A 14,684-nucleotide genomic window follows, 5' to 3' on the forward strand; every position below is an offset into this window, starting at 1 on the left:
CCGGCTCCCCCGAAGACGGACCTCCCGGTCACTGGGTGACCGGGAGGTCCACTGTCGTCACGGGGCTGCTGAACTCCTCCGCACGGATGCTGACCTGCAGCTGCCAGGTCCCGCCCACGGGGAAGACCACGTCCGCCTGGTAGGTGCCGGCGCCCACGGGCACCACCGGCACCTCGCCGAGGTCGACGTCGCCGTTGCGCAGCGCGACCGCCGGGGCGTCGTACAGGTCGACGGGGTCGCTGGTCTCCAGGTCCTGGACCTGGACGATCAGGCGTCGCTGCAGGCCACTCCCGGAGTCCAGGACGGCGAGCACCTTGAGGTCGTCGCCGGCCGTGCCGGTCACGGTCCCCGTGTCGGCCGTGGCGGGCGGTGCGTCGCCCTCGCCACCGGGCGGCTTCTGGGTGAGGAACCCGGTCACGGCGAGGACGGCGACCAGGCCCACGGCCTCGGCCACGAGGGCGCGGCGCACCAGCCCCGCCGCGGTACGACGACCGTCGTGGCCGACGCCCTCGGTGACCCGCGGGACCAGCCGGAACCGGTTCCAGGCGGCGATGCCGAGGACGACCAGCACGATGCCGACCTTCACGAGCAGCAGCCGGCCCCAGGTCTCGCCGAACAGGTCCGACCACGACCCGACGATGCGCCAGCCGAGCAGCACGCCGGCCGCCGCGAGCGCCGCGACCAGGCCGCCGGCCAGGGTCGAGAAGCGGCTCAGCAGGCGAGCACCGTCGGCCGGACGCCCGGCGACGGAGGGCAGCGTCAGCGCGAGACCCACCAGGCCGCCGAGCCAGATGGCGCCCGCGGTGAGGTGCAGGGCATCGGTGACGACGAGGAGGGTCGTCGGCTCGTAGGCGCGGGTGTGCCCGACGAGCGCCGGCGACCAGACCGCGAGCGCGGTGTTGAGGTCGACCAGCAGCGAGGACCGCTGGAGACCGACCGCCCACGAGGTCACCGCCAGGCAGGCCAGCTGCAGGGCGAGCACCCGCAGGTCGTCCTGCACCAGCGTCGGGTCGAGCACGTCGAGGTCGAGGAGGCCGCTGACCCCCGTACCGAGCTGGTAGGCGCCGGCGAGGGGGACGGCGGCCGCGGCCGCCAGGACCGCCACGAGGGCGGCGCCCCGCAGCGTCCGGACCAGGCGGCGTCGTACGGCATCGGTGAGCCGGACGTCGCGGGTCGTCCACCCCAGGAAGACCGCGAGCCCGCCCGCCAGCAGGAGGGCGACGTAGTTGATGCCCTGGACGACCGCCTGGATGGTGGGTACGGCGCCCGGGTCGGTCGGGCCGAGCTTCGGCGCCTCGACCCTGGGGCTCGGCGCGCCGACGTGGAAGGTGAGCGAGCCCGCGATCGGGTGGCCGTCCTCGGACACCACGCGCCAGGTGACGACATAGGTGCCGTCGTCGAGCTCGTCGGGCAGGTCGCCGGTGACCTCCTTGCCGCTGGCCGAGGCGTCGATCGCGACCTTCTCACCGGCCGCGTCGAACGCGAGCAGGCCGTTCGGCACCAGCTGCACCGGCTCGTCGAAGGTGAACACGACCTCGCCCGGCGCGCTCGGCAGCACCTCGCCCTCGGCCGGGGTCGAGGAGACGAGCGTGGCGTGCGCCGACGCAGGCGCCGCCAGCCCGAGCACCGCGGTCGCGGCGACGAGCAACGCGGCGAACCACGCCGGCACACGCTTCAGCATCGGTGCGTCAGGCCTTCTTGCCGGAGCGGGCGAGGGCGAGGCCGCCCAGCGCGAGCCCGCCGATCCCGGCGACGAGACCGCCGACAGCCAGGCCGTCGCCGTCGCCGTCGTCGTCACCGTCGGCGTCCGCAGCCTCGTGCTCGTCCGACTCCCCCGCGTCGTCGTCGGTCGCACCACCGTGGTGGCCCTCGCCGGACGCGGCGGTGATGGTGAAGGCCGGTGCCGGGCTCTCGAGCTCCTCCTCGTCCTGGCCCTCGGCCGGCGTCTCGATCCACGACGTCTGACCCTTCTGGCAGGTCTGGATGACCGGGAAGGTGACCGTGTCGCCCTCGGCGTCGGGCACCTGCACGGAGAGCTCGAAGGTGTCGCGGAAGCCGTCGGCCAGCGGCGTGCGCGCCGTGTAGACGACCTGGCTGACCCGCTCGGTGAGCTTGTTGCCGTGGGCGTCCTCGATCGGCTTCGCGAGCTTCTCGGAGACCTTGCGGACGGCCCAGCCCTGGTTGAGCGTCGGGGTCACCGAGGGGATCGCCTCGGGCATCTGGATGGCGATCTTCGTGGTCGGCGAGCCCTCGCAGCCGTGGCCCACGCTGAAGGTCAGCACGGTGTAGGACCCGGCCGCGGTCGTGCTCGGCGTGACGGTGACGTGCGCGCTCGCGGCGCCGGCGCTGAGGGCGACGATGCCCAGGGCGGTGGCGCCGGCACCGGCGATGCGGACGGGGGTGGGCAGGCTGAAGCGTCGGTTGTTCATGGTGTGTCTCTCTGTCTGAGGTCGGTGGTGCGGGCAGGCAGCAGCGACCAGCCCGGCACCGGACAGGAGATCCGGGGCTCAGGCCGTCGCCGGCAGGCCCGCCGGCGGACCCCGCGTCGGCGCGACGGCCTCGAGCAGCCGGCCCGACGCCCGTACGACGACCGGGAGCACCCGGCCGCGCGGCGCGGCCGGCACCGGCAGCAGCCCGGGGTCGGACCAGTGCACGAGCACCTCGACCACGCGCCGGCGCACCGCCCACATGACGCCCGTGACCGCGGCGGCCACGGCGTGCGCGGCGAGCATCGACGGGGTCAGCCCCAGCAGCAGCCCGCCGTCGTGGCCGTGGCCGGCGTGCGCCGCCGGGGCCAGTGCGACCAACCAGGCGTGGCCGAGCACCTGCGCGACGACGAGCGCCGGCAGGACGAGACCGATGCCGGCCCGGCGGCGGAGCACGGGCAGGCTGGCGGCGTACACGAGGGCGCCGAAGGCGGCCAGCCACAGCGGCTGGGGCACCTCTCCCCCGGCGGCGACGTGCGCCAGCGCGAGGGCCGCCACGCTCTCGAGGCTCCCGAGGGTCGCCGGCAACGCCACGCGACGGCATGGGGCACAGCGGACCGAGAGCACGGGCCTATCCTGCCGCAGGCCGGGTCGCGCGGCGCAAGGCCCACCAGCCGACGGCGACGAACGGGACGGGCGCGAGCGTCGCGACCGCTCCCCCGCCGGCGCCCACGGTCGGCACCGACGCCGCGCCGACGACCATGTCGAGGCTGTCGCTCGCGAGCGCCGAGCGCCCCCAGTGCACGGCCGACGCGCCGGGCGCGAGGACGGTCCCGGCGCCGATCACCAGGTCGCGGACGCCGATCGTGCGCATCAGCAGCTGAAAGGACGGGTCGTCGTTGCGCCCGACCAGCCGCGGCGCGGCGAGCAGCGCGATGCCCACGGCGAGCCGGGCCGCGCCCAGCGCCCGGACGGCGCCCGTCGATGCCTGCGTCACCCACCGGACGCTAGTGGTGGCGCGGCTCGGGGACAATGGTCCGGTGCGCGTGACCGTCCTTCCCTACAACCCTGCGTGGCCCGAGGCCTTCACCACGATCCGCGCCGCGCTGGCGACGGCGCTGGAGGGCGTCCCGGTCGTGGCGATCGAGCACGTCGGCAGCACGTCGGTGCCCGGGCTCGCCGCGAAGCCGGTCCTCGACATCGACGTCGTCGTCCGGCGGGCCGACCTCGACGCGGCGATCGCGGCGCTCGTGGCCGCCGGCTACACGCACCGTGGCGACCTCGGCGTGCCCGACCGGCACGCGATGGCGGCGTCCACCACCGACGAGCACGCGGCCGTGACGCGCAACGTGTACGTGTGCGTGGAGGGCTCGCTGTCGCTGCGCAACCACCTCGCCGTCCGCGACACGCTGCGGGCCGACCCGGAGCTGCGCGACGCCTATGCCGCGGTCAAGCTCGGCCTGGCCGCGCAGGAGCTCGACGGCATCGAGGACTACATCGACGGCAAGAACGAGGTCGTGCAGCGGATCCTCGCGGCCGCCGGGATCTCCGACGACGACCGCGGGTCGATCCTGACGGTCAACACGAAGCCGGCGTCGTAGGGCCCTGCCGGGTCACCCGCGGACGAGGACCCGCTTCTGCGGAGTGAGGCGGGACGCCGGCGCGGAGAGCGTGCGCAGGTGGATGTTCTGCAGCAGGCCCACCGCGAGCATGCCGGCGAACATCGACGAGCCGCCGTAGGAGACGAAGGGCAGCGGGACGCCGGTGACCGGCATGATCCCGAGGCACATGCCGATGTTCTGGAAGGCCTGGAAGCCGAACCAGCAGGCGATCCCGGCCGCGACGATCCGGCCGAACATGTCATCGGTGCGGGTCGCGATGACCAGCGCCCGCCAGAGCACGACGCCCAGCAGCGCCACGATGAGGGCCGCACCGAGCAGCCCGAGCTCCTCGCCCGCGACCGTGAAGACGAAGTCGGTGTGCTGCTCGGGCACGAAGCCGGACTGGGTCTGCGAGCCCTGGAAGAGACCCTGACCGAAGAGGCCACCGTTGCCGACCGCGATCCGGGCCTGCTCGACGTTGTAGCCGGCACCCTTCGGGTCGAGCTCGGGGTTGGTGAAGGCGAGGAAGCGGTCGACCTGGTACTCCTTGAGGAAGCCGCTGACGACCGCGAAGACGGCGACCGCGACCCCTCCGCCGGCCAGCAGGCCGAGCCAGCGGCGGTCGGCCCCCGACGCGGCGATCACGCCGAACACGGTCGCGGTCAGCACCAGCATCGTGCCGAGGTCGGGCTGGGCGAGGATCAGCACCGCGGGGACGCCCGCGACGACGAGCATGAGCAGGACGTCCGTCGTACCGACCCGGTCGCGCCAGCGGCCCTCGCTGCGCTCCGCGACGACCAGCGCCATGCCGACGACCACCGCGAGCTTCGCCAGCTCCGAGGGCTGGAAGGACATGCCGCCGATGATCAGCCACGAGCGGGAGCCGTTGATGGTGGAGCCCATCGCGAGGACCAGGACCAGGCCGACGATCGCGGCGAGATAGGCGATCGGCGCGAGGATCCGGACCCAGCGGTGGTCGGTCGCGACCACGAGCGCCATCAGCCCGACGCCGATCACGACGTTGACCAGCTGCTTGACGAGGAAGGCGCGCTCGTCGCCGCCGGTGAGGTCGTCGCGCTCGATGGTCGCCGACCAGATCAGCAGGCAGCCGACCAGCGAGAGCACGAGGACGGCGACCAGCAGGATCCGGTCGATGTCACCCCAGCGCAGGAACGAGACCCGGCGCGACGCGGTGGTGCGGGTCGGGCGCGCCGTGGCGCGGGAGGCCTGGATGCGGTTGCTCATGACCTCACTGCTCCTTCCGGGCAGGCGGCAGGATCGAGCCGTCGTCGCCGAACGTCGGGAGCGTCGCCGGCTGCGTGACGCCCGGGATCGCGGCCCTGCCCTCGCGCACCTGGTCGCCGTCGACGCCGTACAGGGCCTCCCAGATCGCGCGGACGCCCTCACCGGTCGCACCCGAGCCGGTGCCGGCCTGGCTGATCATCATCACGACGACGTAGTCCTTCGTGTACGACGCCACCCAGCCGGTCGACTGCTTGCCGTAGACCTCGGCGGAGCCGGTCTTGGCACGGATCGTGACCTTGTCGAGCGGGAAGCCGCCGAGCTTCCACGCCATCGTGCCGCGCGACGCGACGCCCTGGAGCGCCTCGTCGAGGTAGCGCAGCACCTTCTTCGGGATCTTGAGCTGGCGCTCCTTCTTCGGCGCGATCTCGCGGATCACCTTGCCGTCGGGCGAGACGACCGCCTTGCCGACGCGGGGCTCCCACAGCGTGCCGCCGTTGGAGAGGGCGGCGTACGCCCGGGCCAGCTGCAGCGGCGTCACGATGGTGTCGCCCTGGCCGATCGCGAAGTTGGCCGAGTCGGTGATCTTGTACTTCCAGCCCTCGATGCAGAACTCGCGGGCGAACTTGTAGACGAAGTCGGAGGTCTTCGCGTCCTGCGGCTTGTCGGCGATGCCGCAGTAGTAGTCCTTCATGGACTCGTAGTAGGCCTTCTTCCACTTCCGGTCGGCCACCCGGCCGGACGCCTCGCCGGGCAGGTCGACGCCGGTGCGCTCGCCGAAGCCGAACTTCTCGGCCTGGCTGACCAGCGGGTCCTTCGCGTTGACGTCGTCGGGGTCCGAGCCGAGCGTCTGCCAGAAGTGCATGCCGACCTGGAAGAAGAAGGTGTTGCAGGAGACCTCGAGCGCGCGCGCGAAGGTGATCGGGCCGTAGGCCGACGACTCGTGGTTGTGGAAGGCGCGGTTGCCGATCTGCACCGCCGACGAGCAGGGCAGGATCGTGTCCGGCGAGTAGCCGTGCGTCAGCGCACCGACGGTCATGAACGGCTTCCACGTCGAGCCGGGGGCGAACTGGCCCTGGAAGGCCCGCGACAGCAGCGGCGTGCCCGCGGCCTCCGAGTAGAGCCGGGCGAGCTGCTTGTCGGTGATGCCGCCGACCCACACCGACGGGTCGTACGTCGGCTGGCTGGCCATCGCGACGATGCGGCCGGTCCTCGCCTCCAGCACCACGGCGGCGCCGGAGTCGGCCTCGAACTTGCGGTCGGTGACCGGGTCGAGCGTGTTGCGCTGGGTCTGGATCATCTTCGCCAGCTGCTCCTCGACGACCGACTGCACGTTGGCGTCGATCGAGGTGACCAGCGTGTCGCCGGGCTGCGCCGCGAGGTCGGACACGTCCTGGCGGACCCGGCCCTTCGAGTCGACGGCGACCTGCTGGTAGCCGGGCTGGCCGCGCAGGAACTCGTCGTACTCCTTCTCGACGCCGGCGCGGCCGACGACCGAGGCACCGTTGACGGAGCTGTCGCCGTCGTCCTCGGCGTCCTCGAGCTCCTCCTTGGTGATCGGGCTGAGGTAGCCGAGCAGGTGGGCCGCGTTGATGCCGTACGGCGAGGGGTACTGCCGCACGCTCTGCCGGTCGACCACCACGCCGGGGAAGTCCTCGGGCTGCTCGAGGATCCGCAGGGCGGCGGTCTCCTTGACGTCTTGGGCGATCGGGACGGGCTGGTAGGGAGAGCCGTTCCAGCACTCCCCCGCGACCGATCCCTCGTCGCCGCAGAGCAGCAGCTTGGCGCGGATCCTCGGCACCTTCACGCCGATGGCGCGGGCGGTGCGCGCGAGCAGCTCGGTGCGGTCGGCCTCGGACATGCGGCCGACCAGGGTGCGGTCCATCGACACCACCCAGGTGAGCCGGTTGGTCACCAGCGGACGGCCCATCGCGTCGACGATGAGGCCGCGCTGCGGCTGGACCACGATCTCGCGCACCGACTGCGACGCGGCCTGGCCCTGGTACACCTCGCCGGAGATGACCTGCAGGTAGTAGAGCCGGGCGCCGAGGGTCGCGAGCAGCGAGAAGACCAGCGTCTGGATGACGATCAGGCGCAGCCGGCTGCGGTGCGAGGCGGCGGTCACGTCCGGGCCCACAGTCCCTGCGCGACGCGGTCGCGGCCGAGGCGCCGGAACAGCCAGTAGGTCGCCGGGACGACCAGCAGCGCCGCCAGGGTGTCGAGGACCAGCGCGACGAGGGCGACCTCGAGCAGGTCGCCGACCGTGGCGGAGGAGTCGCCGAGGAAGAGCCCGCTGAGCGCGTAGACGGAGATGCCGACGAAGGAGCCGCCGGCAGCCGCGGCCAGGACGAGCGTCACCGGCGGACGGCGGGTGCCGTCGAGCTCGAGCCGACCGACGTCCGCGGTGTCGTCGTGGGCGAGTCGCCCGACGACGTACCCGACGACCATCAGGGCCAGCGCCCAGCGGCCGGCGACGTGGTCGGCCGGCGGCGCGAGGTCGAGCAGCAGCCCGGCGAAGAAGCCGGTCAGCATGCCGTAGCGGGTGTCGGTGGCGAGCGCGCTCGCCACCACGACGAGCAGGACGACGTCGGGGACGACGCCGAGGCCGCCGACCTCCCACGCGAAGGGGGGCAGCACGGTGACCTGGACGAGGAGGGCCACCAGCGTGGCCACGAGGACGGCGACGAGGCGCCCGGTCGAGCTGGTCCTCATGGGTGCATGCTCCCGTCGACCTCGATGACCCGGTGGTCGTAGGTGCCCGAGGGAACCACCACGCCGACCAGGTCGAGCGCGGTGAAGTCGACCGCCGGCACGATCACCGCGCGGTACGAGGTCTCGCGCACCGACTCGTAGACCTTGCCGACCGTGCCGATCGGGACGCCCGCGACATAGGGCGCGCCGCCCTCGCTCCCGCGGGTGAGGACCTCCTGGCCGACCTTGGGCACCACGTTGCGGTCGGCCAGCTCCATCTCGAGCCGGTCGTCGGTGCCGAGCGCGCCCTTGCCCTTCACGAACCCGATCTCCATGTTGTCGCCGATCCGGCCGCCCACGTTGGAGGTGTCGTCGACGATCAGCAGCACGGTGGCGGTGTGGCTGGTCACCGACGTGATCCGGCCGACCAGGCCCTGTGCGGCGACCACGGTCATGTCGGGGTGCAGGCCGGAGTCGGACCCGGCGTCGATCGTGATGGTGCTGGAGAAGCTCTGGGCCGGGCCGATCGCGATCATGCGGGCCGGCACGAGCGCGTAGCCGATGTCGCCGGCGAGTGCACGGAGGCCGTCGAGCGCGGCGAGCCGGTTGTCGTCGTACCCGGCCTTGGCGAGCAGCGCGTCCTTCTCGGCGACGTCGGCCTCGAGGTCCTCGACCTGCTGCCGGAGCTGGTCGTTGGTCCGGAAGGCGCCCGGGATGCCGGCGACGGGTCGTACGACGGTGGCGACGCCGGCCTGGACCGGGCCGACGACCTCGCCGACCCCGGCGCGGATCGCGGCCACCGGGGAGCCGTCGCCGCCGGCCTCGTCGACGACCATGAGCGTCGCGCAGGCGAGCAGCAGGGCCACCACGAGCGAGCGCGACGGGCGGCCGCGGTCGTCGCCGGGGTCGCGCTGCGGCGCGGGCCGGCGGGCGGGACCGGCGGGACCGGGGCTCGAGGACCGGATGGGACGGGTGTCGATGGCCATGGGTCTCAGAACCGCCGCGGGTTGGTGACCAGCACCTGCTGGAGGGCCTCGAACTCCTCGACGCAGCGGCCCGCGCCCATCGCGACCGAGACCAGCGGGTCCTCGGCGACGTGCACCGGCATGCCGGTCTCGTGGCGGATCCGCTCGTCGAGGCCGCGCAGCAGCGCTCCCCCGCCGGTCAGCACGATCCCGCGGTCCATGATGTCGCCGGCCAGCTCGGGCGGCGTCTGGTCGAGGGTGACGCGCACGGCGTCGACGATCGCGTGCAGCGGCTCCTCGAGCGCGTGGCGGATGTCGGCGCTGGTGACGGTGACCGTGCGCGGCAGGCCGGTGACCATGTCGCGGCCGCGGACCTCGCCCTCCGGCTCGCCGGGGCGCGGGAACGCCGAGCCGAGCGTGATCTTGACGTCCTCGGCGGTGCGCTCGCCGAGCATCACGCCGTGCTCCTTCTTCATCCACGCGATGATCGCGGCGTCGAGGTCGTCGCCGGCCGTCCGGATCGACAGCGACGTGACGATGCCGCCGAGCGAGATGACCGCGACCTCGGTCGTGCCGCCGCCCACGTCGACGATCATGTTGCCGGTGGCCTCGTGGACGGGCAGCCCGGCGCCGATCGCGGCGGCCATGGGCTCCTCGACGACGTACACACGACGGGCGCCGGCCTGGTAGCCGGCCTCCTTCACCGCGCGCTGCTCGACCGGCGTGATCGAGCTCGGCACGCAGATGACCATGCGCGGCTTGGCGAAGTAGCGCCGGCGGTGCACGCGGGCGATGAAGTGCCGCAGCATCTGCTCGGTCGCCTCGAAGTCGGCGATGACGCCGTCGCGCAGCGGGCGCAGGGCGGTGATGTTGTCGGGGGTGCGGCCCAGCATCTGCTTGGCCTGGTGGCCGACCGCGATGACCTCGCCCGTGCTGTCGTTGAGCGCCACGACGCTCGGCTCGTCCAGCAGCACGCCGCGGCGGCGGACATAGACGAGGGTGTTGGCGGTGCCGAGATCGACGGCCATGTCACGGCCGATGATGGAGTTCGCCCTCACGCTTCCTCGCAAGACGTCGCCGGGCAGGGTCGGGTCGACCACGCCCTCGTGTGCTTTCGGGGAAGCCGTCACCTCTCCCGCTGGCTGCGGGAGGTGCGCCGGGGAGGCCGGCAGGCACACGATCCGCCGGTCTCCGCTTGCGAGCGTAAGGAAGCGGGAGGGGTCTGCCGGGGAGCCACGCCGGTACGGCGTGGCGCGGGCTCAACGCTGGGCGTGGTACAGGCTCTCGTCCAGCGGGCCCTTCGGGTCCACCAGGAGGCAGGCGACGTACTGCAGGTCGCTCGACCAGCCCTCGCTGCTGGGCGCGAACCAGGTGACCTCGAGCTCGGACCTGGCATAGGCGATCCCGACGAAGGTCGAGAAGGCCTTGCGGTAGCACGCCCGGGCGCGGCGCTCGATCGCCTTCTCCCCGGGGAAGTCGACGACGTCCACCGGCAGCATCTCGAAGACCTCGACGTCATGACGGGTGTCGCACTCGACCCGACGGACGTCGCCCTCCTCGTCCCGGAAGGACGGATCGACGAGGCAGTCGCCGTACTCGAGGTCCCCGATGCTCATCACGACGGCCGGGTCGGCGTTGACGGGAGGGAGCGCGTCGTACGCCGTCGTGGTCTCCGAGGTCCCGAAGACGGCGAGGACGTAGCCCGTGACGACGAGCGAGCCCAGCCCGAGGGCGTTGATGGCCAGCGCCGCGATCGCCAGGCCCTTGCCGCGGTCCTCGCCGGTGAGGCGGGCGTGCGAGAGCACGCGCAACGCCATCACCGTCGACACGACGTTGCCGATGTAGCAGCAGCTGAGGATCGACCACGCGAGCGCCCAGCCCGCCGTGGCGTCGGTGACGGTCGCCGGAGCGTGGCCTCCCACGCTCGGCGGCCGGTGGGCGCCCGGGCGCGACCAGTCCGCGGCGCTCATGCCGACGCCCCGATGGGCGCACCGAGCCGGCCGCCCTCGACGTCGCCGGCAAGGCACAGGAACTCCTCGCCACCGGAGGCGTCCCACGGCTCGCCGAGGAGGATCACCCGCATCGATTACCGGCCGGTGGCCATCTCCTGTCGGTAGCGCTCGCCGAGGGCGACGGTGCAGAGCTCGGCGGCGGACCGGTCGAGGAGCTCGGAGGCGTCGAAGACGTCGAGCCTGCCCCGGTGGACGACCTCGGCGTCGTGCGGCTCGTTGCACGGGCTGTCGACGACCCGCGCCTCGTAGGTCCTCCCGACCACCTGGACGTCGACGCAGTCACCGACGACGACGCCACCGAGCGGGTCGGCCAGGCGCTCGAGGGGACCCCGCAGGAGGAGGCCGCCCACCACCAGCAGGATCATCAGGACGCCGCCGACGACGCCGAGCACGGCGCACCACCGGCCCCGGCGCTCGCCGTCCCGGGTCGCCCGGATCCCGCGGACGCCCAACCACACGGACACGGGCGCGGCGAGGACGGTGCCGAGCAGGAGCAGGGACGCGACCGACCGCTCGTCGTACGGCGGGCGCGGCCGTGGCGGGCCCCAGTGACCCTCCGCATAGGGCCACACCGGGCCCGTCCCCGATGGATCGTGCATGTCGCCCCCGTGCTCGCCGAGTCGAGCGCGGGCGGGTGTGCCTGTGCTCCTCGACGGACCCTAAGGACCGACGGGGAGTCGTGTCAGGAGATTCGCTCAGGCGAGGCCGGGGAACCAGAGCGCGATCTCGCGCGCGGCCGACTCGGGCGAGTCGGAGCCGTGCACGAGGTTCTCGCGGTTCGACAGCGACAGGTCGCCGCGGATGGTGCCCGGGGCGGCCTTGCGGCCGTCGGTGGCGCCGTTGAGCGCACGGACGACCTCGATCGCCTCGTCGCCCTCGAGGACCAGCGCCACGAGCGGGCCGCTGGTCACGAAGTCGCGCAGCGGCGGGTAGAAGTCGCGCTCGACGTGCTCGGCGTAGTGCGCGTCGGCCTGCGCCGCGTCGATGTGGCGGTGCTCCATGGCGACGATGCTCAGCCCCTTGGCCTCGAACCGGGCCAGCACGTTGCCGACCAGGCCGCGCCGGACCGCGTCGGGCTTGAGGAGGACGAGAGTGCGTTGGGTCACGCCCGCGACCCTATCGGGACCCGCCTTTGGCGCGGTCAGCGGCGGTCGAGGGACTGGGTGATCAGCTTGTTGGCGGAGCGCTGGAAGCCGCGGACGATGGCCTCGAGGGTCAGCCGGCGCAGCGTGCCGATCGTGTTCTCGAGCTGGGCGGCGTCCTCGCGGGAGTGGCTGTCGCGGCGCCAGGGCTCGACCACCTCGTCGTGCAGGACGCGGGTGAGCTCCTCGGCGAGGGCCGACATGTGGCGCTCGATCGCCTCGCCCGCGGCGCGCATGCCCTCGACGGGGATGTCGACCTGGAGGAGCTCGACGGCGACGTCGAACCCGTGGACCGGGGTGAAGCGCTCGGCGGCACCCTCGCCGGCCCGCCGCAGCAGGCCGAAGTCCTCGATGAGCGAGACCTCGTCGTCGGTCAGCCGGCGCCCGGCGTGCTGGTCGAGCTGGCGGCGGGTGAGCTCGTGCGGCTCCCCCACGGTCCACGACGTCAGCATCGCGCGCTGGACCGCGAGGTCCTCGACCCCGGCGTCCGCGGGGAGCGAGGCGAGGTACTTCTCGATCGCCTGCAGCGTGAACCCGTGGCCCTGCAGGGCGCGGATCATCTCCAGGCGCGCGAGGTGGGTGTCGTCGTACCACGCCATCCGGCCGCGGCGGGCCGGCGGCGGCAGCAGGCCCAGGCTCGCGTAGTAGCGGGTCGTGCGGACCGTCAGGCCCGCCGCCGTCGCGAGCTCGTCGATGGTGCGCAGCGCGCCGCCGTCATCGGACTCATGGGTCGGGTCGACCCCCACTGCTGCGCTCATGACTGTCACAGTACGACTGTCAAACAATCTGCGCAACGCAGACACACAGGACCATCTCAGGCGCGGATTCGACCCGATCCAGAATCTTCAACGATCGGGGTTGACGTAGGTCACACGGCCGTGGACAGTACCGGTGTGACAGTTCTACTGTCATTCTCGGCTGCCACCGCACCGACCCGAGCGAGCACAGGAGCACCATGCCGGCCACGAGCGAAGCGCGCGCCCTGACGGCGCTCGGCAAACCGCTCGCCGAGGTCCTCGCCCTGCTCCGCTTCACGCGGAGGGTCTTCGGCGCCGTCGTCTCGTCCGTGTCCGGGCGGCGCTTCCCGCTCGCCGAGACCGTGGTGCAGACCTGGTACGCCGTCCGGGTCTGCACGCTGCCAGCGCTGGCCGTGTCGGTCCCGTTCGGGATCATCCTCGCGCTGCAGGTCGGGGTGCTCGCCCAGGAGGTGGGCGCCGTCGCGTTCACCGGGGCGGGCAACACGCTCGCCGTCGTCCGGCAGGCCTCTCCCCTGATCACCGCGCTGATGCTCAGCGGCGTCGCCGGCTCGGCGATCTGCGCCGACCTCGGCTCACGGCGGATCCGCGAGGAGATCGACGCGATGGAGGTCATGGGCCTCTCCGTCATGGAGCGCCTGGTCGTGCCGCGGATGTTCGCGATCGTCGTGGTCGCGGTGCTGCTCAACGGCGTCGTCATGTTCTTCACGATCCTCACCACCCTGTCGATCAGCGTGGTGATCCAGGACCTGCCGCCCGGCAGCTACCTCGCGTCGGTCACCACGCTGGCCCAGCTCTCCGACCTGTGGCTCTCGCTGACCAAGGCGGCGATCTTCGCGGTGATCTGCGCCGTGGTGGCGTCGTACAAGGGGCTGGGCGCGAGCCGCGGCCCGACCGGCGTGGGCGAGGCGGTCACCAGCGCCGTGGTCACCAACTTCGTCCTGCTCTTCGCGGCCAACTTCGTGATCTCCCAGGTGCACAGCACGTTCGCGGGAGGGCCGATCGGATGACGCAGGCAGTCAGCGCCGTCGACCAGGCCGTCGACCGCGCGGTCATCGGACCGCTGGAGGGCATCGGCCTGCAGCTGGTGCTCGCGTGGCGGGCCGTCGCCGCGCTGCCGGTCGCGCTCACCCGCTACCGCGGTGAGATCGCGCGCGTGCTCGCCGAGGTGACCCTCGGGTCCGGCATCTTCCTCGTCGGGGGCGGGGTCGTCGGCGTCGTGCTGCTGCTGTCGACGCTGACCGGCACCGAGGTGGGTCTCGAGGGCTACCAGGGTCTCGACGTGATCGGGCTGGCCCCGCTGACCGGCTTCATCTCGGGCTACGCCAACACCCGCGAGCTGGCGCCGATGGTCGCGGCCCTCGGCTTCGCGGCGCGGATCGGCTGCGGGTTCACCTCGCGGATCGGCGCGATGCGGATCAGCGAGGAGATCGACGCGCTCGAGGCGATGGCGATCCGCCCGATCCCCTACCTGGTCAGCACCCGCCTGGTCGCCGCCTGGGTCGTCGTCCTCCCGCTCTACCTGATCGGCCTGGTCGGGACGTACGTCGCCACCGACTTCATGGTGACCACCTTCTACGGTCAGTCGGCCGGCACCTACGACCACTACTTCCGCACGTTCGTCGCGCCGGTCGACGTCCTCTACTCGGCGATCAAGGTCGTGGTCCTGACCACCGTGGTGACGCTGATCCACTGCTACCACGGCTTCACCGCCAGCGGCGGTCCCGAGGGCGTCGGCCGCGCGACCGGGCGCGCGATCCGCGCCAGCATCATCTCCCTGACCGTCGTCGACATCCTGCTGACGCTGCTCCTGTGGGGCGCGGACCAGCAGGTCCAGATCTCGGGGTGAG

General features: G+C 72.7%; 16 protein-coding genes. 3 read left to right on the plus strand and 13 right to left on the minus strand.

Going from position 1 to position 14,684, the window contains the following annotated elements:
- Positions 1 to 28: 28 nt before the first annotated feature.
- The 4 genes from AC2YHB_RS20800 to AC2YHB_RS20815 all read right to left on the minus strand — a co-directional run bounded on the left by AC2YHB_RS20800 (position 29) and on the right by AC2YHB_RS20815 (position 3,423).
- Complete coding sequence (locus AC2YHB_RS20800) at positions 29 to 1,681, minus strand: copper resistance protein CopC (RefSeq protein WP_179647700.1); 1,653 nt, start codon at positions 1,679 to 1,681, stop codon at positions 29 to 31.
- A 7-nt stretch (positions 1,682 to 1,688) separates the two neighbouring features.
- Complete coding sequence (locus tag AC2YHB_RS20805) at positions 1,689 to 2,429, minus strand: YcnI family copper-binding membrane protein (protein ID WP_179647701.1); 741 nt, start codon at positions 2,427 to 2,429, stop codon at positions 1,689 to 1,691.
- Positions 2,430 to 2,507: 78 nt separating this feature from the next.
- Positions 2,508 to 2,984 carry a cell division protein FtsQ gene (locus tag AC2YHB_RS20810; protein ID WP_487354546.1) on the minus strand — a complete coding sequence of 159 codons (477 nt, stop codon included), beginning with the start codon at positions 2,982 to 2,984 and terminating at the stop codon, positions 2,508 to 2,510.
- Positions 2,985 to 3,057: 73 nt separating this feature from the next.
- Entirely contained in the window at positions 3,058 to 3,423 is a 366-nt protein-coding gene (locus tag AC2YHB_RS20815; protein ID WP_179647703.1) for a hypothetical protein, read from the minus strand.
- Between the two features lie 43 nt (positions 3,424 to 3,466).
- Here AC2YHB_RS20815 and AC2YHB_RS20820 point away from each other — a divergent pair, with 43 nt between their 5' ends.
- Positions 3,467 to 4,027, plus strand: coding sequence for a GrpB family protein (locus tag AC2YHB_RS20820; RefSeq protein ID WP_242530296.1), 561 nt, complete (start codon positions 3,467 to 3,469; stop codon positions 4,025 to 4,027).
- A gap of 12 nt (positions 4,028 to 4,039) precedes the next feature.
- Here AC2YHB_RS20820 and rodA read toward each other — a convergent pair whose 3' ends face one another.
- The 9 genes from rodA to AC2YHB_RS20865 all read right to left on the minus strand — a co-directional run bounded on the left by rodA (position 4,040) and on the right by AC2YHB_RS20865 (position 12,837).
- On the minus strand, positions 4,040 to 5,272 hold the full coding sequence (rodA, locus tag AC2YHB_RS20825) for a rod shape-determining protein RodA (protein WP_487354547.1): 1,233 nt from the start codon (positions 5,270 to 5,272) through the stop codon (positions 4,040 to 4,042).
- 4 nt (positions 5,273 to 5,276) lie between these two features.
- Positions 5,277 to 7,394 (minus strand): penicillin-binding protein 2, encoded by a 2,118-nt coding sequence (mrdA, locus tag AC2YHB_RS20830; protein ID WP_487354548.1) that lies wholly within the window; start codon positions 7,392 to 7,394, stop codon positions 5,277 to 5,279.
- Positions 7,391 to 7,981, minus strand: a complete 591-nt coding sequence (gene mreD, locus AC2YHB_RS20835) for a rod shape-determining protein MreD (protein WP_051931504.1) — start codon at positions 7,979 to 7,981, stop codon at positions 7,391 to 7,393. The genes mrdA and mreD overlap by 4 nt, the downstream gene beginning before the upstream one ends.
- Positions 7,978 to 8,946: a rod shape-determining protein MreC gene (gene mreC / locus AC2YHB_RS20840; RefSeq protein WP_179647706.1), complete on the minus strand. Its 969-nt coding sequence runs from the start codon at positions 8,944 to 8,946 to the stop codon at positions 7,978 to 7,980. The genes mreD and mreC overlap by 4 nt, the downstream gene beginning before the upstream one ends.
- 5 nt (positions 8,947 to 8,951) lie before the next feature.
- Complete coding sequence (locus AC2YHB_RS20845; protein ID WP_277987643.1) at positions 8,952 to 9,983, minus strand: rod shape-determining protein; 1,032 nt, start codon at positions 9,981 to 9,983, stop codon at positions 8,952 to 8,954.
- 201 nt (positions 9,984 to 10,184) lie between these two features.
- Positions 10,185 to 10,895, minus strand: a complete 711-nt coding sequence (locus tag AC2YHB_RS20850) for a hypothetical protein (RefSeq protein ID WP_179647707.1) — start codon at positions 10,893 to 10,895, stop codon at positions 10,185 to 10,187.
- Between the two features lie 116 nt (positions 10,896 to 11,011).
- Complete coding sequence (locus AC2YHB_RS20855) at positions 11,012 to 11,536, minus strand: hypothetical protein (RefSeq protein ID WP_487354549.1); 525 nt, start codon at positions 11,534 to 11,536, stop codon at positions 11,012 to 11,014.
- A gap of 96 nt (positions 11,537 to 11,632) precedes the next feature.
- Positions 11,633 to 12,043: a nucleoside-diphosphate kinase gene (ndk, locus tag AC2YHB_RS20860; RefSeq protein ID WP_036541349.1), complete on the minus strand. Its 411-nt coding sequence runs from the start codon at positions 12,041 to 12,043 to the stop codon at positions 11,633 to 11,635.
- A gap of 35 nt (positions 12,044 to 12,078) precedes the next feature.
- Positions 12,079 to 12,837 (minus strand): MerR family transcriptional regulator, encoded by a 759-nt coding sequence (locus tag AC2YHB_RS20865; RefSeq protein WP_179647709.1) that lies wholly within the window; start codon positions 12,835 to 12,837, stop codon positions 12,079 to 12,081.
- Positions 12,838 to 13,034: 197 nt separating this feature from the next.
- Here AC2YHB_RS20865 and AC2YHB_RS20870 point away from each other — a divergent pair, with 197 nt between their 5' ends.
- On the plus strand, positions 13,035 to 13,844 hold the full coding sequence (locus tag AC2YHB_RS20870) for an MlaE family ABC transporter permease (RefSeq protein WP_179647710.1): 810 nt from the start codon (positions 13,035 to 13,037) through the stop codon (positions 13,842 to 13,844).
- Entirely contained in the window at positions 13,841 to 14,683 is an 843-nt protein-coding gene (locus AC2YHB_RS20875) for an MlaE family ABC transporter permease (protein ID WP_036541346.1), read from the plus strand. Before AC2YHB_RS20870 ends, AC2YHB_RS20875 begins: the two co-directional genes overlap by 4 nt.
- Position 14,684: the final 1 nt, after the last annotated feature.

It is taken from the genome of Nocardioides sp. SRI_004 (genome assembly GCF_057586415.1).

Bases quoted from the DNA above. Each gene is read 5' to 3' on its own strand.
- AC2YHB_RS20800 (WP_179647700.1), bottom strand. From the start codon at position 1,681: ATGCTGAAGCGTGTGCCGGCGTGGTTCGCCGCGTTGCTCGTCGCCGCG.
- AC2YHB_RS20805 (WP_179647701.1), bottom strand. From the start codon at position 2,429: ATGAACAACCGACGCTTCAGCCTGCCCACCCCCGTCCGCATCGCCGGT.
- rodA (WP_487354547.1), bottom strand. From the start codon at position 5,272: ATGAGCAACCGCATCCAGGCCTCCCGCGCCACGGCGCGCCCGACCCGC.
- mreD (WP_051931504.1), bottom strand. From the start codon at position 7,981: ATGAGGACCAGCTCGACCGGGCGCCTCGTCGCCGTCCTCGTGGCCACG.
- mreC (WP_179647706.1), bottom strand. From the start codon at position 8,946: ATGGCCATCGACACCCGTCCCATCCGGTCCTCGAGCCCCGGTCCCGCC.
- AC2YHB_RS20850 (WP_179647707.1), bottom strand. From the start codon at position 10,895: ATGAGCGCCGCGGACTGGTCGCGCCCGGGCGCCCACCGGCCGCCGAGC.
- AC2YHB_RS20855 (WP_487354549.1), bottom strand. From the start codon at position 11,536: ATGCACGATCCATCGGGGACGGGCCCGGTGTGGCCCTATGCGGAGGGT.
- AC2YHB_RS20865 (WP_179647709.1), bottom strand. From the start codon at position 12,837: ATGAGCGCAGCAGTGGGGGTCGACCCGACCCATGAGTCCGATGACGGC.
- AC2YHB_RS20870 (WP_179647710.1), top strand. From the start codon at position 13,035: ATGCCGGCCACGAGCGAAGCGCGCGCCCTGACGGCGCTCGGCAAACCG.
- AC2YHB_RS20875 (WP_036541346.1), top strand. From the start codon at position 13,841: ATGACGCAGGCAGTCAGCGCCGTCGACCAGGCCGTCGACCGCGCGGTC.